Origin of the sequence: Algoriphagus jejuensis, assembly GCF_039523455.1 — a bacterium.
Classification (GTDB): Bacteria; Bacteroidota; Bacteroidia; order Cytophagales; family Cyclobacteriaceae; genus Algoriphagus; species Algoriphagus jejuensis.
In genome coordinates this window covers 38,038-63,404 of record NZ_BAAAFI010000013.1, presented here as the reverse complement: position 1 = coordinate 63,404, position 25,367 = coordinate 38,038, and the positions used below count along the sequence as shown (strand labels likewise).

Below are 25,367 nucleotides of genomic sequence, written 5' to 3'. Positions count from 1 at the left end.
GCACCGTCCTCTGCTGTCGGAATTCCCCATTCAGAATGTCGGAATCGGTGTTGCTGACTTGCTTTTGACAGATCTAATTTTGGTCAAGCAAAACATCAAACACCATGAAACCATCCAAGTCAACCGTCATTATTTACTGGGCCGCTACAATATTCATCTTCCTCTTTGAGGGGGTCATGCCCGCACTCTACTCGCAAAGCGAACTGGGCAAAGAAGGCGTCCGCCACCTAGGCTATCCCGATTACTTTGGCGTTGCCCTGGTGATATTCAAAATCGCAGGCTCCATCCTGTTGGTCATTCCCAGCCTACCCAAGCGTGTCAAGGAATGGGTCTATGCAGGCTTTGCGTTTGACTTCATCTTTGCATGCATCAGCCACTGGGCGGTGGACGGGCGGGACTTCCAGACATTTATGCCATTGATCATCCTGGCCGTTTTGATTACTTCCTACGTGTATTATCACAAGATCTATTCTGCGAAGGAAATAGCATAGGAGATCTCTACTCCGTGGTCTGTGGGGACAGACCACGGCTGGTTCATTCCGTTTACTCGAAGCTTTTCCCGCATCCAACCGATATTTCCAAAGCGCAGTTTAATTTTTCCTCTATTTCGGTATCTTGCTTTGCCCCAGAACCTCCATCGGAAGTGAAAAAAGAAACCGCTCTCCTCTGCTTTTTTATTCTTCTCAAATTCACCCTGCAATACATCGCCGTTCACCCCGCCTTTGAGCTACACCGGGATGAATTTCTTCATTTAGACCAAGCTGACCACCTGGCTTGGGGATATTTGTCGGTACCGCCGGTCACTTCCTGGATGTCGGTTTTGATCCGAGGACTGGGTAATTCGGTATTTTGGGTACGTTTCTTTCCGGCGCTTCTCGGAGCAATGACCATCTGGCTCGTCTGGGATCTGGTCAAGCGACTAGGAGGAAATCTCTACGACCAGTCTCTTGCCGCCATCGCGATGCTGTGCTCGGCACTCATCCGGCTTAACATCCTCTATCAACCGAATTCGGTCGATATCCTTTGCTGGACGCTGGTGTTCTATACACTGATCCGCTTTTTCCAAACCAAGAACTCCAAATGGCTCTACTTTCTGGCCGCAAGTTTTGCACTCGGAGTACTCAACAAGTACAACATCCTGTTCCTGGCGATGGGCGTATTTCCTGCGCTGTTGATCACGCCCAGTCGCTCCATTTTCCAAAATAAACACCTCTACCTTGCGCTATTGATGGCAATCATTTTGGTTGCGCCAAATATCTACTGGCAGTACGAAAACGGTTTTCCGGTGCTCACCCACATGAGCCTCCTGAGCAAGTACCAGCTCGTCAATGTGAGTCGAATCGGCTTTCTCACCGAGCAATTGCTCTTTTTCTACCCGTCTTTGATAATCTGGACAATTGGCTTGGGCGGGATTATTCTGGCAAAACGATTTCAGCGCTTTCAATTTATCTTCTGGACGTTTTTGTTCACGCTGGCGATCTTCACCTATCTTCAGGGTAAGGCCTACTATGCCATCGGACTGTATCCCGTGTTGCTGGCTTTTGGAGCGATTTTGCTCTCTGATTTTCTGGCAACCGGTTGGAAAAGAAATCTAAGGCCCATCGTCCTTGTCCTGCCTCCCTTGCTGTTTTTACCTGCTTTTCCCCTGATCCACCCCTTTTTTTCACCGGATAGAATCCTCGAAAAACCGCCTGCTTATGGACTTCTCGGTCTCAACCGCTGGGAAGACGGCAAAGAGCACCCCCTGCCCCAAGACTTCGCCGACATGTTAGGGTGGAGCGAGCTGGCTCATCTGGTGGATTCTGCCTACCAAATGATGTCCAAGGAAGGCCGCACCCTGATCATCTGCGACAACTATGGACAGGCCGGTGCTATCAATTTTTACTCAAAAACTCCCGGACTCCAAGCCCTGACCATGAATGCAGACTACCTGTATTGGTTTGATTTGGAGGAAAAAGTGGACAATCTGATTCTGGTCTGGGAAAAGGATGAAAAGATCACAGCTCGTGAACTTGGCTTTTTCGAAGAATATCGGGAGATCGGCAAAATCACCCATCCTCTCGCCCGTGAAATCAGAACCACGGTCCACTTCCTTCGGGGAGCCAAAGGAGACATCAATCCGATCCTGAGAGAGGAAATTACTGAGGAGAAAAAGGTTTGGGAAAACGGCAATTTCTAGTGAAAATCTTGGAGACAGGGTGAAAGAGTCTGGTACGCATATTAGAACCGAAGCCTTTCTTCTCTGCTCAAGAAAGCGCTTCTGAAACAGGAAAAATGAGGTACTATTCCTTTCAAAATGGAAAAAGTCAGCTGCATAGTTTGGAGCAGGATTTTCCTATTGATATTTGCTTGGTAGGACATTGAAAACTCCATGCTCAAACGCTCAAATCCCCCATTTCAGTTGCAGAGATTTCACTCGCTTTACAAAACCCGGTTTCGACTCACTATGATCGCCGCAGTTTCATTGCTAAGCACCTCCGCTTTTGCCCAGAAAAATGTTATTAGTTCCAACCAGGTCTGGATCCAATCTTATCACGAAGGGCGGATTTCGGAAAAGTGGAATGTCCTGCTGGACGGTGGATTTCGTTGGAGAGACGGATTTGACAACAAATCCGCCTACATCATCCGGGGAGCCATGGGCTATTCCCTTTCGTCGAAATTGAGAGTTTCCGGAGGACTAGCCTACCTTGGCGTATATGAACGCGAAAAAATTGTCCGTCATGAATATCGGCCTCATCAGGAAATTTTGCACAAAAGCGCCTGGGGCAAAGTGAAATTCAGCAATCGGCTAAGAATCGAGGAGCGTTTTTTCAAAGACGAAGTACTTGACGCCGCAACGGTGGATTTTAACTTCCGCTTCCGCTATGCGCTCATGGTAAGTATTCCTGTCGCAAATCTTTCCACCAAAGATCCAACCCGAAAAATGCTTCTCAACATCGGCAATGAAATCTTCCTCAACGCCGGCAAGGAAGTCACTGACCGAGTCTTCGATCAGAACCGCTTGGTCTTCAGCCCAACCCTTCAATGGAGCGAAAATCTGAGTATCTCCCTGACCTACAATTCCCAATACGCCAGTACAGTTGTCCCTGATAATTTCCTGCAGAGCCGGGTTTATTGGTTACAGATTCGACACAATTTGGACTTTCGAGACGTTTCGAAAAAGTAAAACAGTCTCCTATCGGAACTTAGTTTACTGAATTCAAAACTTAGAAGAATCCCTCTCGTTTTAACTTTACCAAACCAAGCTCATTTTCCCATGAAAATCTTTGGCAGTTTTTTACTCTTGATTTTTGGATTTTCGTCAGTAGCGATGGCACAGGATAAGCAAAAGCCAGACTTCAAGTCCGATCCCCTATTCGTTTTCCCCGGCTCCAGATTCGCCCTCCCAGAAAACCTCCAATCCTTCACTCCGGACACGGTAGGTTTGGATTCCAATGCTTTATTGAAACCCAGGCCATTTTCTCTCGATCGGGAGATTACTTTTATTAGCCCACCGTCCTATCAGTCTCGCATGCCGATTTACACACTCCCTGATTCTGACAGCCGCATGCCTGTCAAGGAATTTGGCGACTCGATCAATTACACAATCCTAAAAAAGGAGTTTTACCCTAGTCCCTCGCCAAACAAATAAACCCGATCTTCCCTGCGCTTTGTCCCACAACCTATTTCAACAATCAAAAAGCCCGATTCTTTCACAGAATCGGGCTTTTTGATTTTCTTTGGAGTTTCTACCGCATTCTTTTGCCAGACGTTCGAGGCCAGAAAAAGACCTCAAAGCTTATCTATCTACCGCAAAAGGTTTCGACTCCGCTCAACCTGACACAATTGTCGCCCTGAGCGGAGTCGAAGGGCATCACCTACTTGTCCTTCGGCTTATCCCGCTGCATCTGGATCATGTCCACCGGAGGCGGCGTATTGTCACCAAGTAGATGCTGCACAAAGTAATCGCCCATCTTCCAGAAGAAATACTCTGTCATATCGCCGAAACCATGTCGCTGACCCGGCAGGATCACAAACTCAAACCGCTTCCCGGCTTTGATGAGCGCATTGGCCATGCGGATTGTATTTGCAGGGTGTACGTTGTTATCCACGTCGCCCGTGCTGAGCATCAGGTGACCTTTGAGGTTGTTGGCAAGTTCTGGATTCTTCTCAATCTGATAGACAAATGTCGTGTCACCTTTGGCAGAAACCTGCTCCTTCACACCGTGGTGCTTCTCCGACCACCAGCGGTTGTAGATGTTGTTTTCGTGGTTCCCTGCGGAGGAAACCGCCACTTTGAACACATCCGGATACACCAGCATCGCCGCCGTGGACATAAATCCCCCGCCCGAGTGTCCGTGGATTCCGACTTTGCTTCGGTCGATGAAGTCATAGCGATCTGCGAGCTGCTCGATCGCTGCCTTCTTGTCCGCCAATCCATAATCCCTCAGGTCGCCGTAGCCATAGTTGTGATACCACTTGGATCGCGCCGGGTGGCCGCCACGGTTGCCGAGGGTGATCACCACAAAGCCAAACTGTGCCAGACGATCCGTGCGGTCGAGACTTCTTCCAAAAGCCTTGTTGACGGCTTCGGTCTGAGGCCCCGGATAGACATACTCGATGATCGGATACTTGCGGATGGAGTCAAAGTCAAAAGGCTTGTAAATTACGCCATAGAGGTCGGTGATGCCGTCGTCCGCTTTGAACTTGAACGGCTCGGGAAACTGATAGCCTGCGGCAAAAAGCTGGCTCAGGTCCGCAGTTTCCAGATCCATCACCTTTGCCCCAGCCTTGTCATAAAGTACAGCCACAGGAGTGGTGTTTACCCGTGAGAAATTGTCGACAAAGAAGCTCGCGTTGTCATTGATGCTGATGTCGTGGTTGAAGTCACCCTTATTGAGCAAATTCGCCGCGCCGCCATCCAAGCTGACGCTGTACAGGTGCTCATAGTAGGGATCTTCTCCTTTTTCACGGCCATTCGCGGTGAAATAGAGTTTTCTCGCTTTGGTATCCACCCGTGCCGCACCAGCAGTGTGGTAAGGTCCGGAAGTCAATTGTCGCTTGAGTGTGCCGTCTTTCCCATAGAGGTAATAGTGTCCCCATCCGTCACGCTCCGACCACCAGATCAGGTCATTTCCTGCGATTTCGAGTTTCTCCAGATCGATGTAGGTATTGCTTCGCTCTTCGATCAGGACTTGCTTTTCTCCTGAAACCAGATTCCACCGAACGACGTCCACTTTCTTCAGATCGCGGGAAGTCACTGCAAAGTAAAACCCTTCCAAATCGCCAAGCCAAGTAGCCGGGCGGAAGTCATCGTCGCGCGTATTGGTCGCAGGAGTCGTAGACCAAAGGTTGATACCTTGGTCTTTGAAGGTCGCCACCGGCAGATTTTTCAGCTCCATCTTGTCAAAGGAAAAGTGCAACAATTCCGTCTTGGGCTGCTCTTTTTCTCCCGGCATGGCATACTTGTACGTCTCCAAAGTCGGACGCGGATCCTTCGTGTTATGAAGTACCCAAAGGTCTTTGACCGACCGCTCATCGGTGCGGGTCATGATAAACTGCTTGCTGTCTGAGCTCCAAAGTGCTCCGACTCGCTTCCGCTCCTTCTGTTTTTTCTCCTCCTCCACGTTGTCATCCCCACGGCCTTCAAAGCCGTAGCTGTAGTCCTTCACCCCGTCTGTAGTCAATTGGTTATCTACAATGGTCGAGTCTTTTTCGTCCTTCACCGCCTTGAGGAAGTTGGCCTTGTCCATCCAGTAGAGGTTGTAGTCCTTCATGTACACCACTCGTGAAGAGTCTGGGGCGATGTTCGCCCACATAAGCCTTTTGGGATCTTTTTCGGTTGCGATCTCGGTAAGCTGCTGGGTGCTGATGTTATAGAGGAAGGTATGCACCTTCTTTTCCATAGAGTCTTTGGCATTCTTGTTTTTCTCTTTGAGCTCCGCCCAGTCGGACTTTAGCACGTCGGCGGTGCTCTTCACCTTGAATCGGATGGTGTTTTCATCTCCCATCAGCTTGAGATCGTCCAACTTGAGATGCTGCCCATCGAAGGGATCCTTGACCGCTTTAGTGATCTCTGCGGCAAGTTTGTCCTTGTCAAAAAGTTGGGTTTTAGTCTTCCTTGCAGGATCGACTGCATACCAGTTTTTGCCATCAGAGGTTTCGTATTCGTACCAGAAGCGGTCGGATTTTTTCATCCAGTGCGCATCCACGCTGGTAGAGAAGACCATCTTTTTCATTTTTTCCGGAGAAAAGCGAGCAGCCAGCTCGTAGTTTCCCGGATAGACTTTTTCCTGGGCAAATCCCGACAGCGAGGCCAAGATCATCCCAAATGCAAGTATAGTTTTCCTCATTTGGTTGGTTTTTCGTAGAGACGAAGCTAAAAAGCAGGCTAGGAATGACTAGTACCGCTCAAATAAAAGCCCAATCGCTGGGGGTTACAATCCTTTGTGAACAAGGGCAACTTCTCTTTCCTCTGAAATCCTGGATATTATATCGGCCATTCCTACGGCATTTTTTTTTCTCTCTCTTCGGCCTACGGAATCCAGCCATTGAAATGGCTGGCTAGTTAATCGTTCATGCCTACGGCAACTGGCCCAGCACGGGACATCAATGCCGGAGCCGTCCTTGCGAGGGGCATTTAATCCAGGCTAAAACTGCATGGGAGTTTCCAGCCCCGAAGCAATCTCTTCAGAGATAGCAGGTATTTAATTTGGAGACTGCTTCGCTCGTGCCTCACTCGCAGGGACGGCTCCGATTGAAGCACGGGATATCAATGCCGGAGCCGTCCTTGCGAGGGGCGATTAATCCAGGCTAAAACCGGATGAGAGTCTCCAGCCCCGAAGCAATCTCATCAGAAATAGCAGTTTCTAAATTTGGAGAATCATACACCTTTTTCACCTTCCCTTAACCTTCTATTCATCTTCGCGGAAGAAAATTCTGATTTCAAAACAAATTCATAACAACCTAAACATGATGGATTTATTCTGAGGGTATAAATTTCAAACAATCAAAAGAAGTCGAATGAAAACATTCTTCAAAACGATTGTCATTTCCGACGTTCATCTTGGGACGAAGGGCTCCAAAGCCAAAGAGATCGCCCACTTTCTCAAGCAGTATCGCTGCGAAAACCTCATCCTCAATGGAGACATCATCGACGGATGGCAGCTTAAAAAATCCGGAAGCTGGAAGCGAAAGCACACCCGATTTTTCAACCGAATCCTGAAAATGATCGAGAATCACAGCACCAACGTCTATTACCTGCGCGGCAACCACGACGACTTTTTGGAGCAAATCCTTCCCCTCCAGATCGGCAGGCTGCACATCCTCACCGATATGTACTATGAGTCTTTTGGCAAAAAGTACTTCATCACCCATGGCGACGTCTTTGACAGCGTCACGACTAATCTCCGCTGGATCGCCTACTTGGGCGATCTGGGCTACACCTTCCTGCTCTGGCTCAATCGGGTGGTCAACCATTATCGGTTCAAGGCTGGTTTGCCCTATTATTCGCTTTCGCAATACATCAAAGGAAAGGTAAAATCGGCAGTCTCTTACATCGATGACTACGAGACCGAACTCGCCAAGATGGCGAAGTCCAAGGGTTGCGACGGAATCATTTGCGGGCACATTCACCAGGCTGAAAACCGCATGATCGACGGCGTTCACTATCTCAACTCTGGCGACTGGGTGGAGACAATGAGTGCGTTGGCCGAAGATCATGAGGGCAACTGGCAGCTGATCTACTACCGGGAGATTGACTTCAAAGGAATCCAAATCGACGCTCAGTACCCCCTTTCTCCACAGGCTGAAGCTAACATCGTTCCGATGCGGCAGGTTTCTTTTGAAACCCGTGACGACGACGAAATCACACCCCCAAGCATTCGGCGACAATGAAGTTTTTTTTCATAGTACAAGGTGAAGGCAGGGGTCACATCACTCAGGCGATTGCTTTTGCCACGCTGCTCGCAAGCCAAGGCCACGAGCTCGGCGGAGTGATCGTAGGAAAAAGCAACAGGCGGGAAATCCCCGAGTTTTTCAAAAGAGAAATCAAAGCTCCGATCAAGGAGGTGGTGAGTCCAAACTTCGAATGTGATGGCTCGGACAAAAAAATCCTGATTGGCAAAACGATTTGGAAGAACAGTCTAAAGGCAAAGTCTTATTGGCAAAGTCTCCGACAAATTGACCAACTGATGCAGGAAGTGCAACCGGACGTGATCCTCAATTTTTATGATCTGTTGGGTGGGATTTACAATTTCCTCTTTCGTCCGAAAGCTCATTTCTGGGTAATCGGACATCAATACCTGATCAGGCATCCGGACTTTCATTTTGCTCCGGGTAGACCGATTGACAAAGTGCTTTTTCAGGTCAATACCCATCTGACCAGTTTGGGAGCGGATGAGCGACTGGCGCTTTCGTTTTTGCCAAAGGAAAACTCACCGGAATCCATCCGGGTGGTTCCACCGCTTTTGCGGCACCGAGTCAAAAATTTGACTCCGCAGAATGGAGACTTCTTCCTTGCCTACATGGTTAATCCCGGCTACGCAGACGAAGTGATCCTCTTCGCCAAAGCCAATCCAAAACTTCAGATTAAAGCCTATTGGGATAAAAAAGATGCAGCGGAGACGGAGCAACCACTTGCCAATCTTAGTTTTCATCGAGTCAATGATCAAACATTTCTCCAGGACATGGCAGCTTGCAAGGGTCTGGTCTGTACGGCCGGATTTGAATCGGTGTGCGAGGCCATGTACTTGGGGAAACCAGTGATGATGATTCCCGTTTCAGGGCAATACGAGCAAGCCTGTAACGCACTCGACGGAGAAGCGTCAGGAGCTGGAATCGCTTCCGAAAAATTTGATTTTGCCAAGCTGGCCGAGATACAAAAAAAGGATGCCGAAGCATCCTTGGTCTATCGTGACTGGGTGGGCAGTTGGCCTGAGCTGTTTCGGAGCCTCGTTTTGGAAAGTGAAAGACGTACGCCCAAGATCAGCGAGTCCCCCTCCCACGATGGTCTCCCAGCTATGGGTTAGCAGCCCAACTCTTTTCTCTGTTCGGGACTCAGGTCTTCTATCTTCACAAAGACTTCCTTTCCGTCATTTTTCAGTTTGACATAGGGAAATGTCGCTCGCTTCACCCTTCTTCTATCTTCAAAAGAAAGGCGGTTGTACTTTGCCTCCAAGGTTTTAAACAGTTTTTGCTGTTCCAGGATCTCTTGATTGTCGGGCTGGGAAAAAGGCCTGTTTTCATAGGCTCGGGTCTGATATTGCCCATAGACCGAAAGGTACTCCTGAAGCGATTTGCTGTGAAGCTGAGGAGAATAAACAAACGTGTATGCCACATCACTTCCTTCTGCTCTCCGAACAGATTGAATAGCTGGTTGTTCGGAGGAGTTTTCCCTTGGATCTCCCTTCCTCGGGATGTCAGAGCTTGGAACGATGGGTTCCTTCAGACTCCTTTTCCTCTTATCTGATGACTGGGAGTATTCACTCTCCAACTCCTGATAGAGCTTATCCAGCAGAGCCTTCTCCTCTGGAATTTTGTGGATGTAGATCGTCCCGGAAGTTCTCAACTTTTCGTAGCGGGCATTTTTCTGGAGGTAGGCGGTATTTGCGTCAGGGTATTTCTGGATATCCTTGTGCCAAGTCACTCTTCTTTGGGTCAGAGTGATCGTATCTTGACTAGTAAGCGGCTTTCTAAAAGCCGCATCCTTTCCCAAGTGTTGATCATAGCCTTGCTGCGTGTAGAGATGAACTTGATAGGGCTGTGGAAATTTGCCCGTTCTTGCGACCTCACGTACTGAGGATTGAATCAAAAAAGCAAAGTCCGAGGGCTTGTATGATTTTAGCTTCTCATTTGAAACCACAACTTGGTCAATCCACAAGGCATATTTTTCTTCATTGACCAATTCATCCAATTGTTCTTGGCTCAAGGCCATCTTGGCCGGAACATTAGAACTAAAATACAGTTTCTTTCTTTCTGAGTCGGATAGTTGTCTGTAGGTTTTGGAGATGTAATCCATGTTTACATCCTCTATGATAAAATAGACATCGCGATAGTGCGCTTCTTTCTCCGGGTCAGACACCTCATCACCAAAGTTTTGACTGTCATATACCACCCGCCTGAACTCCACTCCTCTCAGGATCTCCTGCACGTCCCCCAAGGTGCCCATTTTCACACCGGGAGCAGCGGAAAACCGCACGACAGGCTGGCTACCCTTGATCCCATCGAGCCTTTTGGCAAGCTCTTCGATAGGCACGGATTCGCCATCGACTTCGACCACACGATCCGAGATGATCCGGATATTCGTCTCTACGTTGACCACAGGACTGTCCTCATTTGGAACCTGGATCTCGGACGCCACCTCTTCGGGTTGGACTTCAACCTTCTCTCCGAAGAAATATACCAGGGCTCCTATCAGCGGAACCAACGCGAGAATCTTCAGCCAGCCAAGCGGGCTGCCGGGTTTCTTTTTCATCATGGCCAATCTTTTTTTGGTGAGCGAAAAATTCAAACTGCTGGCCATCGTCTGCATCGGTCTTGCGTTGAGATAATGCAAAAGCTGCTGTTGATATTCTTTGACCGAAGTGGCTTTCAGCGCCACTTGGTCTGCAATGAATTCATGATTGAGCCGGATCGCCTGGCTGGCAAAATACAAGCCCGGATGAAACCAAAACGGTATCCTCAGCGCCTCGATAAACAGCACATCCCAACTGTGCCGCTCTCTGACATGACATTGCTCATGGGCAAAAACCGCATCGGATATCCCCTCTTTTTCAAAGGTAGGTCGCGACACAAAGATGTATTTCAAGAACGAAAAAGGTGACGATACTTCCGGAAGCAAAACCAGCGTTTCGTTGCGATATCCGACATGAGGATTTCTTCGGATCTTGGTATTCAGTTGCGTCAGATTTTTCAAAAATCGAAACAGAAAAATCGCCGAAATCATCAAGTAAACTCCCAAAAGGACACTTTGCAAAGGGAAAGGATCTTTCGGAATTTCCGCAGAAACGGCAATTTCCTGCTTGCCGGATTCAATGGAATCAAACTCCTCACCCCTTCCTACTACAGGAAAAGCTCCCAACTCTTCAGAGGAATGCTGAACCGCCTCCTGTGATTCCAGCATCATCTCCGGGGCTTCCTCCTCTGAGACTTCGATGGTATACAGCGGGATCAAAAACGATCCGATCACTGCCGCCAAGAGAAAAAACCGATTGAAGCGGTGGAGCACTTCCCGCTGCAGAAGCAGCCGATGGATCAGGAGCAATGCCAACAGGCAAAGCATGGATTTGAGGAGATAGACGATCATTTTTTTTCGAGTTTATCTTCAATGATTGATTTCAGGGACTCCAGTTCCTCCTTGCTGAATTCTGTCTTGGAGGCAAAAAACGAGGCAAACTGTGCAGGAGAATCGTCAAAAAAATTTTTGATCAAGCCTTTGATGTGCTTGGAGAAGTAATTCTCCTTGGTCACCAGAGTAAAATACTCTCGCGAGTTTCCTTTCGTCAGGTAGCCAACGAATTGTTTTTCCTGCATGCGCTTTAGCAGCGTCGACACCGTCGTCGCCGCCGGCTTGGGTTCTGGATAGGCATCGAGCAAGTCCTTCATAAAGGCTTTTTTCAAAGACCAGAGATAATTCATCAATTCTTCTTCGCCGGGGGAGAGTTTCATCCTTTTTTCTTTTCTACAAATGTAGAATCAAAATTGAATTCTACAAGTGTAGAACAAAAAACCTTCAAATTTTCTTTAGACTTACTAACCAGAAAATTCTAATTTCGATGCTCGCCCAACCTATAAGACCTAGATGTCAGCTGAAAATACAAGATTAAAGGAGGATAAGGAGCGCCATAAACATTGGAAAAAATGGGGACCTTACTTAACAGAACGCCAGTGGGGAACAGTCAGAGAGGACTACAGTCCCGACGGAGCTGCCTGGGAAAACGTGACCCACGAAGATGCCAAAAGCAAAGCCTATCGATGGGGAGAGGAAGGAATCGCCGGGATCTCAGATCACCAGCAGCGACTCTGTCTCTCTTGGGCATTTTGGAACGGTAAAGACCCCCTGATCAAAGAGCGCCTCTTTGGTCTCACCGGTAATCAGGGAAATCACGGCGAAGATGTCAAGGAAATCTATTACTACCTCGACTCCACGCCCACGCACAGCTACATGAAGATGCTCTACAAGTATCCTCAGGAGGAATTTCCCTATCAAAAGCTCATCGACGAAAACGGAAGAGCAAGCAAGCTTCAGGACGAATACGAACTGATCGATACCGGAATTTTTGACGAAGACCGCTATTTTGACATCTTTATCGAATATGCCAAAATCGACTCGGAAGACATCATCTCCATTGTCACAGTGCACAATCGCGGCCCCGAAGCAGCCAAGCTTACCCTGATGCCAACGGCATGGTTTAGAAAAACCTGGTTTACCGGACATGAGCCCTTTATGCCCCGAATCACCAAGATCGATGAGCATACTGCCAAGGCTTTCAGCCCTAAGACAGGAAACTATATTTTCACGTTTTGCTCTAATAAAGACCTGCTCTTCTGTGACAATGAAACCAATCGGGAAAAACTCTATGGCATTCCGAACGAAAGAAAATATACAAAGGATGGGATCAACGATTTCATCGTCTCTGGGGATAGATCCAGGCTAAATCCAGCAAATACCGGAACCAAAGTAGCGGCCGTCTATGAACTGGAGATCCCAGCTGGGGGTAAAAAATCGATTAAGATGCGCATGCAGCATCGACAGGAAGAAAATGCCTTGGATGCCTGCCGGGAAAATATGGACTTGCGAAAAAAGGAGGCGGACGAGTATTATGACGCGATCCAAAAACGGGTAACTGATCCCGACCTGAGGTCCATCCAAAGGCAGGCATATGCGGGTATGATGTGGTCCAAGCAGTTTTACTATTACGATGTCGAGCGCTGGCTGGAGGGCGATGCCGGGCGCTATTCTCCACCTGCACAACGAAAGAGTGGTCGAAATCACAACTGGCGACACCTCCAAAACTACGACATCATCTCCATGCCTGACAAGTGGGAATATCCATGGTACGCCGCTTGGGATTTGGCATTTCACTGCATTCCTATCGCCAGGATCGATTCGGAATTTGCCAAAAACCAACTTTTGCTCCTGCTCAACGAGTGGTACATGCATCCCAATGGTCAAATCCCTGCCTATGAATGGAATTTCTCCGATGTGAATCCGCCTGTCCATGCCTACGCCGTGCAGCGGGTGTATCAGATTGATAAGAAAGTAAACGGAGGCAAAGGCGATCAGGAGTTTCTCGAGCGTGCGATGCACAAACTCATGCTCAACTTCACTTGGTGGGTCAACCGCAAGGATTCAGAAGGCAAAAATATCTTCGAAGGTGGGTTCCTCGGGCTGGACAACATCTCTCTTTTCGACAGAAATCATGCCCAGCACTACCAGGGAAAACTAGAACAAGCCGACGGAACGTCATGGATGGCGATGTTTTCGCTCAACATGCTAAGAATTGCATTGGATCTCTGCGAATTCAATAAAGTGTACCAATATAGTGCTACCAAATTCCTGGAACACTTCCTCTACATCGCCGGAGCGATGAATAACATCTCCTCGGAGCACATCTCCCTTTGGGACGATGAAGATAATTTCTTTTATGACATCTTTCACCTTAAAGGGAAAGACCCAAAAAAGCTAAAAGTAAGATCTATCGTTGGTCTGATCCCGCTTTTCGCAGTCGAACCCATTCGCGAAGACCTATTTGAAAAGCTACCTGAATTCAAAAAGCGACTGGATTTTTTCCTGAGCGAAAAACCCAAATTGGCAGCGCTGGTATCCAGCTGGATTCAACCCGGATACGACAAACGACGTTTGTTTTCCCTTCTACGAGGTCACCGAATGAAAAGCGTCCTCCAAAAGATGTTGGATTCCGACGAATTTCTGAGTGAGTATGGAATCAGATCGCTTTCCAAATACCACAAGGACAATCCCTATACACTCAAAATCAGTGGTGAAACCTTATCAATCAAGTATACGCCAGGTGAGGCTGAAACCCGGATGTTTGGTGGCAATTCCAATTGGAGAGGACCAATCTGGTTTCCGATCAATTTCCTCATCATCGAATCTCTTAAGAAATTTGACTTTTATTACGGAGGAGATTTTTCCATAGAATACCCCGTCCGCTCCGGCAATTTCATGACTATGGACATCATCGCCAAGGAGCTTAGCCTGAGGTGTATGAAGATTTTCATGAGAGATGAAAATGGTCACCGCCCGATGTTTGGCAAGAACCAGAAATTCCAAGAGGATCCCCATTTCAAGGATCACATCCTCTTCTATGAGTATTTTCATGGGGATACGGGCAAAGGGCTCGGCGCTTCCCATCAGACAGGCTGGACAGGACTTGTGGCCGAGATGATCCACAAGTATTACAAAACCTCAGAAGTCAACCATGATGTCGTTACTCCCCTATTTAGAAGCTAACCGGATTGAGGCTGGCTGTGACGAGGTCGGTAGGGGATGCCTTGCCGGGCCGGTGGTGGCTGCGGCAGTCATCCTACCCTCCGACTACTCCAATCCCTGGATCAATGATTCTAAAAAACTGAGCAAACCCAACCGAGAAGATCTGATCGAAGAGATCAAAAGTAACGCGCTGGCTTGGGCAGTAGCCGAAGCGAGCGTGGAAGAGATCGATCGGGTCAACATCCTGAATGCATCCTTTCTGGCAATGAAACGAGCAGTCTTGAATCTGAAAAAAAAGCCCGAACACTTGCTGATAGACGGTAATCGCTGGCGATCTGACCTGACGATTCCCTTCACCTGCATCGTCAAAGGAGATGGAAAAATGGCCAGTATCGCAGCAGCATCTATCCTGGCCAAAGTATACCGGGATGAGTTGATGGAAAAGCTGGCGGAGGAATACCCACATTTTGCATGGGAGCGAAACGCCGGGTATCCAACCACCGCCCATCGGGTAGGTATTGAAAAATTCGGAAGCACAATCTGGCACAGGAAGAGCTTCCAGCTATTACCGAGGCAGTTGGAGTTGGTTTTAAAGTAGATAGGTCAAAGACAAGAGGCTAACGCCCCCCTCTTGAATTGGCAAAATTCTGCTAAAATGAAAAAGCCATCCGAGAATCTCAGATGGCTTTCAGTCTATATTAAGGGTGTTTCATTTCTATTATTGTCAGGCAGATCACCGGGGCTGACCATTTCGTATGATCCCCGAGCCTATCGAAGGGCTATTTCTTTATCCGTTCAAAGATTAGCTTCCCCGAAACCGAGTTTTTGCTGATAGGTTGAAGAACCATTTTGTCGTCTGAGAACTCGACGATCTTCGCAAGTCTGTCTCCCCTCTCCTCATGGATCAGCAGCATATTACCCTCTTTTATTTCGATCTTGGCTTCTTTCTGAACTACCGTTTGATTTTCCAAATCAGTGAATTTCAGCAGATCTCCTTCTTCAAACTGGTAGACCGTATTCTCCAAACGGTAATTGATCCGGGCATCCATACCGGCTTTCTCTGCAGCAGAAGCATTCTGGTATTGTGAGGAGTTGACGATTTTTTCCATTCCTTCAAAATGCGTCAGCTGCCAACTTCCAATCAGTTGTTGGTATTCGATCTGATTCCAAAAAACTGCAAAAGTCAGCAGTACGGAGGTAACGAGGGATAAGTGCATATCGGTATTTTAAACAATAATTTTGCCAGAACAAGGTTCAAACCGATTCTGCGATCGAATCCATTAAATCGCAGGGTTTAACCTCAGAACTTTGTCAAATCTAACCGTGGGTTCTGATCTACAACAGCTCAAAATGTCAAGCGTCTAACTTTGTAAATCATCTACATCTAAAACAAAACGGGCTTTCCCAAAATAGGAAAGCCCGTCTTGTTTTAGATTCAATATTATCAACTCATATCCTTCATTTCGCTCACCACTTTGGTGATGGTCTGCTTCGCATCTCCAAAAAGCATGAGGCAGTTTGGATAGCCGAAGAGTTCATTCTCAATACCCGCGTAGCCTTTCCCCATGCTTCGTTTGGAGACAATCACGGTACGTGCTTTGTCCGCGTTGAGGATTGGCATGCCGTAGATCGGGCTTTGGGGATTGGTGCGGGCGGCTGGATTAACCACGTCATTGGCTCCAACGATGAAGACTAAGTCGGTGTTCGGGAAGTCGTCGTTGATGGACTCCATCTCGATCAGCTTGTCGTAGCTGATATTGGCTTCTGCCAAAAGCACGTTCATGTGTCCAGGCATACGTCCCGCCACGGGGTGAATTGCAAAGCGGAAGTCAATCTTTCGCTTTTCGCACTGCTCCATCAGCTCGCGGATCACGTGCTGCGCCTGTGCGACTGCCATACCATATCCAGGAACGACCAACACCGACGAAGCTCCGTCAAATAACATCGCAGTCTCTTCGACTCCGATCTCTTTGACCACGATAGCAGGACCATCTTGCCCACCTGTCGCTACAGTTTGTCCAAAACCTCCCAACAACACATTCGTCAGGGAGCGGTTCATGGCCTTACACATGATTTGAGTGAGGATGATCCCCGAGGCACCTACCAGCGAACCCGCCACGATCAATACATTATTGTTTAGGATAAAACCTGTGGCGCAGGCCGCCATACCAGAGTAGGAATTCAGCAAGGAAATCACCACCGGCATATCCGCACCACCGATCGGAATCACGGTCAGGATACCCAAGAGCAAAGAAATCCCAATCAAAACGCCGATGAATACCAAATTGCCAGGATTGAGGAACACCAAAACTGAGGTCACCACAAAGGCAATCAGCAGTAGCAAGTTAAGCGGATGTTGTCCCTTGAATGTGATCGGCTGTCCGGAGATTTTCCCGTCCAGTTTTAAGAACGCGATCATTGAACCGGTGAATGTTACCCCGCCGATCAGGACCGAGATGATGATACTGGTGAGATTGACTGCATCGAGAGACACGCCTGTAGCGCTGCTCTTTTGGAAGTAATCAGAAAGCGCTACGGCAAAAGAGGCCAAACCTCCGAAACCGTTGAACAAGGCAACCATCTCCGGGATTTTGGTCATCGCCACCTTGGTAGCATAGAACAACCCTATGGCTCCACCGATGAGGATACAAACAAAAATCTCTACATATGAGAGCAGATTGATCGTCAACAGGGTGGCGATAATGGCGATCAGCATTCCTATGGCTGACAACATATTTCCTCTTCGGGCATCCTTGGTTTTGCCGAGAAGTTTGATGCCTGTGATAAACAAGATCGAGGCTACCAGATAAGCTATTTGAATCGCAGTACTCATTTCTTTTTGAACATTTTAAGCATACGATCAGTCACGGCATAGCCACCCACCACATTGATAGAGGCTAAGATCAGCGCAAACATTCCCAGCCATTTGGCCATGGAGGTATAGCCCATTTCGTTGCAGGCAATCAGGGCACCGACGATGGTGATTCCCGAGATCGCATTAGAGCCGGACATGAGGGGTGTATGAAGTGTAGGGGGTACTTTGGATATCAGTTCAAATCCCAGGTAACTCGCCAGGACAAGAACATAGATCAGTATAAGTAATGCTGATACAGTCATAGTTCAGGGGTCTATTTATTAAGTATACTATTGGTGAATTCATGGACGGTTTGTCCCTGATGGGTGATCAATACGCCTTTGGTGATTTCCTCCTCCATATCCAGCGCAAATCCGTCTTTGCTGGCCAGATGAAGAAGAAGGGTGGAAATGTTGGTTGCGTAGAGCTGGCTTGCGTTGACAGGCAAAAGGGAAGGCAGGTTTGACTCGCCGACCAGAGTAACGCCATGCTTGACCACGGTTTTGTTTTTCTCCGAAATCGCACAGTTTCCGCCCGACTCCACCGCCATATCGACGATCACCGAGCCGGTCTTCATACTGATGACCATGTCTTCGGTGACTAGGATCGGAGACTTTCTCCCCATGACCAATGCCGTGGTGATCACCAGATCGGCGTCCTTGATTTTATCGCGGATCAGTTGCTGCTGTTTTTCAAGAAACTCCGCGGAGACTTCCTTGGCATATCCACCCTCCACTTTGACCGCTTCTGCTCCTTCGACAGTTAGAAACCTTCCGCCGAGAGACTCGACTTGCTCTTTGGTCTCGATACGGACATCACTGACTTCCACGATAGCACCAAGCCGCTTGGCAGTAGCCACCGCTTGCAGACCTGCCACGCCAGCTCCGAAGATCAAAACTTTGGCAGGTGTGATCGTACCCGATGCTGTCATCATCAGCGGAAAAATCTTCCCCAAATAGTTTGCTCCGAGGATCACTGATTTGTAGCCTGCGAGGTTGGCCTGGGAGGAAAGGGCATCCATCTTTTGCGCTCGGGAGATTCTTGGCACTGCATCCATGGAAAAGGATGAGATGGATTTCTTGTTCATTGCGTCCAAGACATCGGGAAACTGATAGGCGTACATGTAGGAAATACATGCGCCGCCATTCTTCATTTGCGCGACTTCCTCCAGCGTCAAAATATTTACCTTGAGGAGCACATCGGCAGTGTAAACCTCCGAGGCGGAACCTACTTTGGCACCTGCATCGGTGTAGTCCTGATCAGAAAAATAGGATCCCTCTCCGGCTCCTGATTCGATGATGACTTCAAATTCTTTCTTTTTGAGAAGCTTAACTACATCCGGACTGAGCGCTACTCTTTTCTCAAATTCCTTGGTCTCTTTGATGACTCCAACTATCATTTTATAGGGCAGTTCTGGGCTAGGACAAAATTTATTTTCGACTATTATTATTCAAAGTAAAGGAAAGCTTTGGCTTGGATGAAATTTCAATGACGGCAAATTTCCATTTCCAAAGCTGAAAATAGGCACTTTTCAACCCAAAATGACTAAAAACCTTTTGGCTAAATCGCGCAATCGATTTCTTAATTTGCCTGGGATTTCCAATTTTTTTTTTGATTTCACAAAAATCCAAACTCCATTGGCTTAGCTATCCTTGTCTATCGGGCGAAAAACTTGTGGATGAAAATAGTCTTTTATCCCCAAAATGAAGTCCTCTTATAAAATCCCTGTATAAAGGATACATTAATCCCTATTTTGTCATACTATTAATTCTCAATAAAATCCATAGCCCATGAACAAACCCGAGCAACCCTCTTCGGGGCAAACCAGGAGAGACTTTATCAAAAATGCAGCAATTGCATCTTCATTTTTCATCGTTCCCAGGCATGTGTTAGGCGGTGTAGGTTTCACCTCCCCCTCTGACCAACTCAATCTGGCAGCTATCGGCGGTGGCGGCAAGGGAGCGAGTGATATCGAGCTGGCATCTGTCGGCGGCAGAGAGCGGGTAGTAGCACTTTGCGACGTGGATTTCTCTGGATCTGCCAAAAAATCAGTCGAAAAATTTCCTCAGGCAAAATTATATGCGGACTACCGGGAAATGCTCGACAAAGAAAAGGACATCGATGCATTGACCATCTCCACACCGGATCACGTTCACGGCCCGGCCGCAAAATATGCGATGGAAAGGGGCAAGCACGTCTATGTCCAAAAGCCGATGACTCAAAACATCCGCGAAGCCAGAATGCTCACGCAACTGGCTCGTGAGAAAAAAGTAGTAACCCAAATGGGTAACCAAGGCGGCTCCAACCCACTGCTCAAACTTGTGCAGAAATGGGTCGATGAAGACCGCATCGGGCCTGTTTCCAAAGTTCAGATCTGGACAAACCGACCGGTATGGCCTCAGGGCAACGCATTCCCGGCACCAGCACCTAGTCAGAAGCCAGAGGCTTTGGACTGGAATCTTTGGCTCGGCCCATCTCCGGAGATCCCATATACGCCAGACTTGCACCCATTTGGCTGGAGAGGCTGGTGGAATTACGGTACTGGCGCTCTGGGCGACGTGGGATGCCACTTGATCGATATTCCGTTCCGTACGCTCGGCCTGATGTACCCAACCGATGCAGAGTGCTCCGTGGCTGCGGTTTATTCTCAGATGTGGAATGCCAATTACAACCCTGAAGGCTGCCCCGCGTCATCATTTATTACGCTACATTTTGCCGAGACTGCTAAAAGTCGCGCTCCGATCGAGATGACCTGGATGGATGGCGGCATCAAACCTGCTCACCCGGACATCATCCCCGCTGATCATGAAATCGGCGGTTCAGGCTCCAACAACGGCGTATTTATTATCGGTTCAAAAGGAATCATCACAACCAATATCAACGACTCCTCACCGCTGATGCCAAAACTCTATCTGAACGACGGCACCTCAGAAATGGGCCCGCAGACAGAGGAAGGATTTGAGAGAGAATATGGTCATCAGAGACTTTGGGTGGAAGCTTGTAAGACAGGATTTGGCTCCGCTGAGCACAAAGGCCTGACTTCGTCTTTCGACTATGCTGGCCCAATGACTGAAACTGTTCTGATGGGTAACCTGGCGATCCGCAGCTACATGCTCAAGCGCCAAAATGCACAAGGGAGAGACGAATTCTTCGGTCGACGTAAGCTGCTTTGGGATGGTGAAAACATGAAAATCACCAATTTCGAAGAAGCTAACCAATTTGTAGGCAGAGAGTACAGAAAAGGGTTCGAAGTTTAGATCCGTTTTCAGCAAGCAGTCTCAGTTGACAGTTTACAGTGACTTACAGAAAAATAAGTTTTGAAGCCGTGAGTGGAAACACTCACGGTTTTTTTTGACTGGGTGCATACATCAAAACCAAAATCTTGATACTAAAGTCTGACTACTTGCTTCGTTTATTTCAATTTACCAAAATCAATCGATGGCGGAACTCCCTTTGCATTTCTTTGGTGCATACTCAGGAGCTCAGTCGGATCATTGAAGAAGCCGCCGTTTTTCAGGTAAAATCTCCCTGAATCGCTCCCACCCGCAATGTCCCTTCGATAACCTCTTTTGGCAATATCATCGCCGGTAAACTTGGCTTCGGTCAGTTCGGACCAATTGCCCTCTGCATCCGCAACCCATTGGTTGTCAAAAAACACGCGTCGCTCAAGATTGCCCGACTCCGGGACAAAATTTTCAAGGAAAGAGTGCGGCCGCTTGTACCAGGTGTCTGTTTGCGGTCGGAGAAAACTTGCTATCAGCATCCATTCTCCCCGCTCCGGCGCGAAGAAATAAGCGGTATAGATTGTGTTCCCATTGCCGTCAGGCTCCACGGAATTTAGAAATTTGTAGGTGTTTCCGGCCACCCAGTTGTAGCGAAGGTAGCTCTGTCCGCCGGAGCCTTCGTTGCCAAATTCACCGGTATATACATCTTCTCCTTTTTTCAGCAGTTTGATGCGCTGCTCTTCAGGGATATCCTTGGGATTGTCTGTAGAAAAAGGGCTCCATACCGAAAACAATATCCGGCGCTCCGACGCAGAATTTACCTGAATCCCGAAGTAGCCCTCGCCAAATCCATTGGCCATAAAGTAGGAACCGATCGGATCTTCTCCCGGCAGAACCGTCATCTCATTGTAAAACCATTGGAAGTTTTTGTCCTCCGGCAGCGTGTAGCTGAGATGGACTGACGGCCCTCTCCTGCCCCAATAGAAGCGGTTGTCGATATTGTCGCGGACAAAATCAAGCTTCAGTAGTCCTTCATGGCGAATCCAAACACTTTTGATCTGGGCAAAATCGTCGCCCGCTTTCTCAACGCCTGCAAGTTTGAGCTCATTGTATCCGGCAAGTAAAGGCAATTGACCTACTTCGTAGGTACCCGAATCACCTGCGGACAATTGGAGCTCCAAGCTGCGGCCATTCAGATTCACGGAAATCTTGCTTTCGCCTGCTTGGGCCAAGATCTCCAGATCGACAGAAACCTCCGCAGCAAGATCTGACTTAAAGTAAACGCTAAACTCGCTCTCCTCACTTTCCCAAGTTTGGATGCCTGAGGCATTGATCTTCTCCTTGTGCTCGCCGCGGGATTGGTAGGTGTTTCCCCCAAGTGGGATTTCAATGGCAAGATCAGACTTCTCTGTCTGAACGGATTGGAGAGGATAGAATCCAGCAGCGATAGCAAGTGCCAGAAACCAATGATGGGCAAATAGGGTTTTCATGTCTGAACGGACGAGGTCAAAACTTAAAGATAGTGTGGGAATCTATTAGAAACACACGAGTTCAAACAAACTGATTTCTCCCGAGTAAATTTGAATCAATAAAACAAAATGCTCATTGGATTTACCCGCAAAAAAAACTTTGAAAACATCTCACTTTTACGAAATAATTCTGTCCAACTAGTATATTTCGATCAAATTAACGGCTTGATTTTTCCTAAAGACAGACTCTTATCAATCAGCTGATAGTGAAGCGATAAGATGGGCCATGCGGATCAAGATCGATTGGTTTTTTAATAGTTTTTAGCCCCACTCGGTATCATGAAAAAAAGACTTTTACTTGTGATGACTTGGTTCCTTGCGATACATAGTCAAGCCCAGGATCTAGGCATAGAAAATAAATTGACCTTGAGTTTTGGCCCCAGCATCCTCGCGCGGCAGGACCTGATATTTTCTCCAAACATTCACAACGACTTTTCTTTCCTGAACTTCGGATTGGGCTATACCCGAGAAGCCAAGCTATATCAGACGGTTCGGCTAAACTATGCAGGATTCAACCCGATGGTCATAGATCCTTATGAATTCACGGAATATGGAGAATTCGAAACGGCCTATCCACATAGCTTCAACCTGGTTGACCTCGATTACTCGCTCGGCAAGAAGGTGTTGGTAACGGAAAAATCAGCGCTGACCATCGGAGGTATGTTTTCCACCAATATCCAGGCGATGAATTATGTCTATGGCAGGTTTAGCAATTTTGGTTATTTCGCGACTTTAGGTTTGGGTGCCTTTGTTCAGGACAAGTTTACGATCAATGAGAAAAGTCATTTGACTGCAACACTTCAGCTGCCTTTTGTGTCTTGGTTATCTCGCTCCCCCTACCTGGTCAATGATGATGAGTTTATTGAAAACATCTTTTCTCACTCCGGCTTCAAGACCTTTATGGCTTATTTAGGAGATGGTCAGTTAGCTACTTGGAATAAGCTGCAAACCTTTGACTTAGAAGCAAAATACTCCTATACACTAAGTGAAAGATGGGATCTGAGCGCTGCTTATGCATTTGAATTTATCCATGCCAGCCAACCGAGAAATCTACTTTCCTTTCGCAATGCGCTGAATCTGTCTGCCACTCTTAAATTTTAACCCATGAGACCGACTGGAAAAACAATAGCACTTGCGGTACTGTCAGTATTCTTGTTTGGTTGCGAAAAAGCTTTCATCGAACCACCTGCCACTAACCCGGAAGCCATCTTTGAAAACCTCTGGACTACCTACAACGAAGAGTATGCGCCTTTTGAAGAGAGGCAGATCGATTGGCAAGCAGTTTATACAACCTATCGTCCGATGGTAAATTCTTCCACGACCGACGCAGAGCTATTTGATGTTTTATCCGAAATGCTGGGAACGTTTGACGATGGACATGTCAGTCTTACTGCTCCAGGCAGGGAGATCTATTATTCAAATAAAATACGGCGCGAGCTGATCGATGATGAGCTTTTCAGTATTCCTGTCATTAAAACCTACCTCGAAAGCGGCTACAAAGTCGGTGATGAGGACAGCTATATTTATGGGAAAATTAAAAACGACAATCTAGCCTATATCTATTTTGACTATGTGGGCGACAACTTTTTCAAACTCAATGATTTTCTGAATGAATTTCCAGATGTCTACGGCTATATAATCGATCTCCGGCATAATCAAGGCGGGGATTTCACGTACTGCTTCTCCGAAATCGGCCGCCTGACCGACCAAACCCGATTCGTTTTTAAAAGCAAAACCAAAAATGGAAAAGGCCCAGACGACTTTGACGATTGGTATGACTGGAGTATTCATCCGAAGGGCAGTTATGTGAACAAACCGATAATCGTGCTCACCGATCGCTACACCATCAGTGCAGGCGAACGTTCGGTGATGGCATTCGCGACTTTGCCGAATGTCACCACAACGGGAGACACCACCAACGGCGCCCATGGAACGATGATTGGCCGCGAACTGGCAAATGGCTGGTTTTACTCTTTGGTACCCCAAAAAGTATTATTATCTGATGGAAAATCCTACGAGGGCATCGGCTTGGCACCGGAAATTTACAGCAAGAACACTATGACCGGTATCGATGCAGGGATCGATCAAACTTTGGAAAAGGCAATAGAAGCGTTGAAGTAAATCAACCTTCACAGAGCTGAAAAATCCTCGGCAGTGAGTGTTGAGGGAAATGGATGAGACTTATCGGAAAAAACTCCGGACTGTGACCTCTTTTCTTTTGCAAAAAATTGAAAATCCCCGCTGTCCCAATGCCCATAGTGCAAGTTATTTTCACAACCTAAATACTTTGCCTATTTTCCGAAATGAAAAATTTTTCTGACTCTGAAGTCCGTTGGGGTATATTAGGTGTGGGCAATGTCTGTGAGGTCAAGTCCGCTCCGGCGATGAATCACATCCCAAACTGCAAACTCGTCGCCGTGATGCGCCGCAATGCCGCCAAAGCCCAAGACTATGCCTCACGCCACGGCGTGGGCAAGTGGTACTCCGACGCGCAAGCGTTGATCGATGATCCCGAGGTCAACGCCATCTACATCGCCACTCCTCCCGATGCTCACTTGGAGCTGACCCGAATGGCCGCTGCCGCCGGAAAACCCGTCTATGTCGAGAAGCCAATGGCCCGCAACCATGCCGAGTGCTTGGAGATGATCGACATCTGCGAAAAGGCCAACGTACCGCTTTTTGTCGCTTATTATCGAAGAGCTTTGCCACATTTTGTCAAAATCAAAGAGCTCATGGGTCAGGGCGCGATTGGAGCCGTGAGAACTGTTCACATCAACATGCGGCAAATCGTGGAACCTGAAATCATCACCAAACTCGAAAACAACTGGCGCGTCATTCCCGAGATTGCCGGAGGAGGATACTTCTACGACTTGGCCTCCCATCAGCTCGATCTCCTGGACTTCTTTTTTGGGAAAATCACCCACACGTCCGGCTTCTGCGGCAATCAAGCCAAAGCCTACGAAGTGGAAGACATCGTCGTCGGAAGTTTTGTCTTCGAAGACGGCGTATTCGGCACAGGCAACTGGTGTTTTTCTTCTTCTCAATCGGCTGAAATTGATGAAGTCGTCATCGACGGAGACAAAGGGCAGATCCGCTTTGCGACTTTCGGAAAAGGAGAATTTACCTTAATTCAAGACGGCAAAGAACCTCAACTATGTCAATTCGAACTGCCCAAGCACATCCAGCAGCCGCTGATACAAAGCATCGTGGATGAATTATTGGGAGACGGACTCTGCCCAAGCACAGGAATCTCAGGCGCGAGAGCCAATTGGGTGATGGGGGAGTTGATTAAAGTGAGAGTTTCCTCGCCGACAGCGGAAGTCTGACCC

The 25,367-nt window shown here is 47.8% G+C and carries 20 protein-coding genes; 12 read left to right on the top strand and 8 right to left on the bottom strand.

Features of this window, described 5'->3' with window-relative positions; genetic code table 11:
* The first annotated feature begins 104 nt into the window (after positions 1-104).
* From ABD031_RS12595 to ABD031_RS12580, 4 genes are all read left to right on the top strand, one after another.
* A complete protein-coding gene (locus ABD031_RS12595) occupies positions 105-491 on the top strand; it encodes a DoxX family protein (protein ID WP_343851967.1) in 387 nt (128 codons plus the stop codon).
* 152 nt (positions 492-643) lie between these two features.
* Entirely contained in the window at positions 644-2,179 is a 1,536-nt protein-coding gene (locus tag ABD031_RS12590) for a glycosyltransferase family 39 protein (protein WP_343851965.1), read from the top strand.
* Positions 2,180-2,401: 222 nt separating this feature from the next.
* On the top strand, positions 2,402-3,166 hold the full coding sequence (locus ABD031_RS12585) for a DUF2490 domain-containing protein (RefSeq protein ID WP_343851962.1): 765 nt from the start codon (positions 2,402-2,404) through the stop codon (positions 3,164-3,166).
* A 90-nt stretch (positions 3,167-3,256) separates the two neighbouring features.
* The gene (locus ABD031_RS12580; protein ID WP_343851960.1) at positions 3,257-3,631 is read left to right on the top strand and encodes a hypothetical protein; all 375 of its coding nucleotides are present in this window, start codon (positions 3,257-3,259) and stop codon (positions 3,629-3,631) included.
* A gap of 226 nt (positions 3,632-3,857) precedes the next feature.
* On the opposite strand, the gene ABD031_RS12575 is transcribed toward ABD031_RS12580, so the two are convergent.
* Positions 3,858-6,332: a S9 family peptidase gene (locus tag ABD031_RS12575; RefSeq protein ID WP_343851958.1), complete on the bottom strand. Its 2,475-nt coding sequence runs from the start codon at positions 6,330-6,332 to the stop codon at positions 3,858-3,860.
* 670 nt (positions 6,333-7,002) lie between these two features.
* Between ABD031_RS12575 and ABD031_RS12570 the strand changes: the two genes are divergently transcribed.
* Together ABD031_RS12570 and ABD031_RS12565 are read left to right on the top strand one after the other, a co-directional pair.
* Positions 7,003-7,875 (top strand): UDP-2,3-diacylglucosamine diphosphatase, encoded by an 873-nt coding sequence (locus ABD031_RS12570; RefSeq protein WP_343851956.1) that lies wholly within the window; start codon positions 7,003-7,005, stop codon positions 7,873-7,875.
* On the top strand, positions 7,872-9,008 hold the full coding sequence (locus ABD031_RS12565; protein ID WP_343851954.1) for a glycosyltransferase family protein: 1,137 nt from the start codon (positions 7,872-7,874) through the stop codon (positions 9,006-9,008). The genes ABD031_RS12570 and ABD031_RS12565 overlap by 4 nt, the downstream gene beginning before the upstream one ends.
* Here ABD031_RS12565 and ABD031_RS12560 read toward each other — a convergent pair.
* Together ABD031_RS12560 and ABD031_RS12555 are read right to left on the bottom strand one after the other, a co-directional pair.
* Positions 9,005-11,284 (bottom strand): M56 family metallopeptidase, encoded by a 2,280-nt coding sequence (locus tag ABD031_RS12560; RefSeq protein ID WP_343851952.1) that lies wholly within the window; start codon positions 11,282-11,284, stop codon positions 9,005-9,007. The genes ABD031_RS12565 and ABD031_RS12560 overlap by 4 nt on opposite strands.
* On the bottom strand, positions 11,281-11,646 hold the full coding sequence (locus tag ABD031_RS12555; protein WP_343851950.1) for a BlaI/MecI/CopY family transcriptional regulator: 366 nt from the start codon (positions 11,644-11,646) through the stop codon (positions 11,281-11,283). Before ABD031_RS12555 ends, ABD031_RS12560 begins: the two co-directional genes overlap by 4 nt.
* A 133-nt stretch (positions 11,647-11,779) precedes the next feature.
* Between ABD031_RS12555 and ABD031_RS12550 the strand changes: the two genes are divergently transcribed.
* Complete coding sequence (locus ABD031_RS12550) at positions 11,780-14,452, top strand: MGH1-like glycoside hydrolase domain-containing protein (RefSeq protein ID WP_343851948.1); 2,673 nt, start codon at positions 11,780-11,782, stop codon at positions 14,450-14,452.
* Positions 14,424-15,029: a ribonuclease HII gene (locus tag ABD031_RS12545; RefSeq protein WP_343852092.1), complete on the top strand. Its 606-nt coding sequence runs from the start codon at positions 14,424-14,426 to the stop codon at positions 15,027-15,029. Before ABD031_RS12550 ends, ABD031_RS12545 begins: the two co-directional genes overlap by 29 nt.
* Before the next feature lie 181 nt (positions 15,030-15,210).
* Here the strand turns inward: ABD031_RS12545 and ABD031_RS12540 are convergent, their stop codons facing one another.
* The 4 genes from ABD031_RS12540 to ABD031_RS12525 all read right to left on the bottom strand — a co-directional run bounded on the left by ABD031_RS12540 (position 15,211) and on the right by ABD031_RS12525 (position 18,684).
* Positions 15,211-15,648: a hypothetical protein gene (locus tag ABD031_RS12540; RefSeq protein WP_343851946.1), complete on the bottom strand. Its 438-nt coding sequence runs from the start codon at positions 15,646-15,648 to the stop codon at positions 15,211-15,213.
* A 227-nt stretch (positions 15,649-15,875) separates the two neighbouring features.
* The gene (locus ABD031_RS12535; protein WP_343851944.1) at positions 15,876-17,264 is read right to left on the bottom strand and encodes an NAD(P)(+) transhydrogenase (Re/Si-specific) subunit beta; all 1,389 of its coding nucleotides are present in this window, start codon (positions 17,262-17,264) and stop codon (positions 15,876-15,878) included.
* Positions 17,261-17,548 (bottom strand): NAD(P) transhydrogenase subunit alpha part 2, encoded by a 288-nt coding sequence (locus ABD031_RS12530; RefSeq protein WP_343851943.1) that lies wholly within the window; start codon positions 17,546-17,548, stop codon positions 17,261-17,263. The genes ABD031_RS12535 and ABD031_RS12530 overlap by 4 nt, the downstream gene beginning before the upstream one ends.
* 11 nt (positions 17,549-17,559) lie before the next feature.
* Complete coding sequence (locus ABD031_RS12525) at positions 17,560-18,684, bottom strand: Re/Si-specific NAD(P)(+) transhydrogenase subunit alpha (RefSeq protein WP_343851941.1); 1,125 nt, start codon at positions 18,682-18,684, stop codon at positions 17,560-17,562.
* 391 nt (positions 18,685-19,075) lie between these two features.
* On the opposite strand from ABD031_RS12525, the gene ABD031_RS12520 reads away from it, so the two are divergent.
* Positions 19,076-20,542 (top strand): Gfo/Idh/MocA family protein, encoded by a 1,467-nt coding sequence (locus tag ABD031_RS12520; protein ID WP_343851939.1) that lies wholly within the window; start codon positions 19,076-19,078, stop codon positions 20,540-20,542.
* Positions 20,543-20,697: 155 nt separating this feature from the next.
* Here ABD031_RS12520 and ABD031_RS12515 read toward each other — a convergent pair whose 3' ends face one another.
* A complete protein-coding gene (locus tag ABD031_RS12515) occupies positions 20,698-21,999 on the bottom strand; it encodes a DUF3472 domain-containing protein (protein ID WP_343851938.1) in 1,302 nt (433 codons plus the stop codon).
* A 318-nt stretch (positions 22,000-22,317) separates the two neighbouring features.
* Between ABD031_RS12515 and ABD031_RS12510 the strand changes: the two genes are divergently transcribed.
* The 3 genes from ABD031_RS12510 (at position 22,318) to ABD031_RS12500 (ending at position 25,364) form a co-directional block, all read left to right on the top strand.
* Positions 22,318-23,139 carry a hypothetical protein gene (locus ABD031_RS12510; protein ID WP_343851936.1) on the top strand — a complete coding sequence of 274 codons (822 nt, stop codon included), beginning with the start codon at positions 22,318-22,320 and terminating at the stop codon, positions 23,137-23,139.
* 3 nt (positions 23,140-23,142) lie between these two features.
* Positions 23,143-24,159 carry a S41 family peptidase gene (locus ABD031_RS12505; RefSeq protein WP_343851934.1) on the top strand — a complete coding sequence of 339 codons (1,017 nt, stop codon included), beginning with the start codon at positions 23,143-23,145 and terminating at the stop codon, positions 24,157-24,159.
* A 182-nt stretch (positions 24,160-24,341) separates the two neighbouring features.
* Complete coding sequence (locus ABD031_RS12500; RefSeq protein ID WP_343851932.1) at positions 24,342-25,364, top strand: Gfo/Idh/MocA family protein; 1,023 nt, start codon at positions 24,342-24,344, stop codon at positions 25,362-25,364.
* The last annotated feature ends 3 nt before the right edge of the window (positions 25,365-25,367 follow it).